The 2,320-nt window shown below is 69.1% G+C and carries 2 protein-coding genes; both read left to right on the top strand.

From position 1 onward, the window contains the following. The first annotated feature begins 183 nt into the window (after window positions 1-183). Window positions 184-837 carry a DUF1707 domain-containing protein gene (locus tag ABD54_RS26325; RefSeq protein WP_047872249.1) on the top strand — a complete coding sequence of 218 codons (654 nt, stop codon included), beginning with the start codon at window positions 184-186 and terminating at the stop codon, window positions 835-837. 101 nt (window positions 838-938) lie between these two features. Then, entirely contained in the window at window positions 939-2,198 is a 1,260-nt protein-coding gene (gene serB / locus ABD54_RS26320) for a phosphoserine phosphatase SerB (RefSeq protein ID WP_047872250.1), read from the top strand. Window positions 2,199-2,320 lie beyond the last annotated feature (122 nt).

The following is a 2,320-nucleotide window of genomic DNA, read 5'->3' as shown; positions in this document are numbered from 1 at the left end:
GGTTGTTCCGCGTGCTCTCGCGGGCCACTCTGGAGGGGGCGGGAACACCCTGGGACGGGAAACGGAATTCTCGGGGTCGGGCCAGGGGCGTTACCTGATCCCGTGGAGGCGGAGAATACCGATACTGGTTGTGTGGTCGGCCGGATCCCCGGCCCCACGGAAGGAACGAGGAGACCCGTCATCATGCAGCCCGAGCACATCCGAGCCTCCGACGCGGACCGGGACAAGGTTGCCGAGCGGCTGCGCGAGGCGCTGGCCGAGGGCCGCCTGAGCCCGGTCGAACACGAGGAGCGGCTGGAGACCCTCTACCGGGCCAAGACCATGGGCGAGCTCGGCCCCATCGTGGAGGACCTGCCCGCACCCGGCCACGGCTACGACTACGCGTCGATGGAACGGCGTTCCGACGCGCCCAGCGGTATGGAGATCCTGGGCAGCGAGGCGCGCGACCTGGCCGGACAGAGCAAGGGCTCGGAGAACCTGGTCGCGGTGTTCGGCGGCTGCGAGCGCAAGGGCCGCTGGCTGGTCGAGCCGCGCACGAACGTGTCCGTGCTGTGCGGCGGGGTGGAACTGGACCTGCGCGAGGCGGTGCTCAGCCAGCACGAGGTGACCATCCAGGTCGCGGTGATCATGGGCGGGGTGGACATCGTCGTGCCCCACGGGGTCAGGGTGATCAACAACACGTCCGGGATCCTGGGCGGCGCCGATATGCACGGAACGGACCAGCTCACCGACCCGAACGCCCCGGTCGTACGTCTGACGGGAACCTGCATGCTGGGCGGGGTGGACGTCAAGGCGAAGGGTCCCAAGCGAAGGAAGAAGAGTCGGAAGGACAGGTGACGTACGTCGCGCCTCCAGTTGTCCACATAGTGAACTAGCTGGGAAAAGGGTCAGCCCTGCGCGACGCCCCTCCGGGACGGCCGAGTACCGTGGACACCGCCATGAATGAGAAATCCACGCTGTTGGTGACGGTGACCGGCCACGACCGTCCGGGCATCAGTGCTCGTCTGCTGAGCACCCTCTCCGTCTTTCCGGTGACCATCTCCGACCTGGAACAGGTGGTCCTGGCGGGCCGCCTCGTGCTGGGCGCGGTCCTGGAGGTGGACGAGCGGGTGGCTCCCGGTGTGAGGCCCTCACGGGTCTTCGAGGAGGTCCGCAACGCGCTCGACAAGACCGCCATCGACCTCGACATGGAGGTCGGCTACGGCAAGGGCGGCGGGAAGGACAACGGCCGTGTGAAGGCGGTCGTCCACGACCGGCTGCACGTGACCGTCCTGGCCGATCCGCTGCGCCCCGGCGCCCTGGGCTCCCTCACGTCGTGCGTCGCGCGCGCGGGCGCGAACATCGACCGCATCGAGCGGCTGTCCAGCTTCCCGGTGACGTCCGTGGAGATGGAGATCTCCGGCGGGGACGTCGACCAGCTTCGCGCCGAGCTCGCCATGGAGGGCGCCACCCAGGGAGTGGACGTGGCCGTGCAGCCCAGTGGCCTGCACCGGCGGGCCAAGCACCTCATCGTCATGGACGTGGACTCAACGCTGATCCAGGGCGAGGTCATCGAGCTGCTGGCCGCGCACGCCGGGTGCGCGGACGAGGTAGCCCGGGTCACTGAGGAGGCCATGCGCGGCGAGCTGGACTTCGAGGAGTCGCTGCGCCGCCGGGTGATGCTGCTGAAGGGCCTGGACGCCTCCGCCATCCCCAAGGTGTGCGAGGAGATCCAGTTGACTCCGGGCGCCAGGACGCTGGTGCGCACTCTGAAGCGCCTGGGTTACGAGTGCGGGATCGTCAGCGGCGGCTTCACGCAGTTCACGGACGTGCTCGTGGAGCGACTCGGGTTGGACTACGCCGCAGCCAACACCCTGGAGGTCGTGGACGGCAAGCTCACCGGCGAACTGGTGGGGCCGATCATCGACCGCAAGGGCAAGGCGACCACTCTGGAGCGGTTCGCCGCGGAGGCCGGCGTGCCCCTGGAGCAGACCGTGGCCGTGGGCGACGGCGCGAACGACCTGGACATGCTGCAGGCGGCTGGACTGGGCGTGGCGTTCAACGCCAAGCCGGTCGTGCGGCAGCAGGCCGACACCTCGGTGAACGTGCCCTACCTGGACACGATCGCGTTCATCCTCGGGATCACCCGGGAGGAGATCGAGGCCGCGGACATGCGGGGGCAGATCGAGCCGGTGTCGAGTTCGGTGCCGCACGACTGACGTTCCTGCCCTGGAGCCTCTCGGCCCCGTTCCCGAGTGCGGGAGCGGGGCCTTTTGTCCACAGCACGGAACAGGCCCTAGCCCCGCCCGGCCCGCGTCCGGTTGACTGGAAACAAGGGGGG

It is taken from the genome of Nocardiopsis sp. RV163 (assembly GCF_001029525.1).
Classification (GTDB): Bacteria; Actinomycetota; Actinomycetes; order Streptosporangiales; family Streptosporangiaceae; genus Nocardiopsis; species Nocardiopsis dassonvillei.
This window is presented reverse-complemented; position numbering and strand designations above follow the sequence as displayed.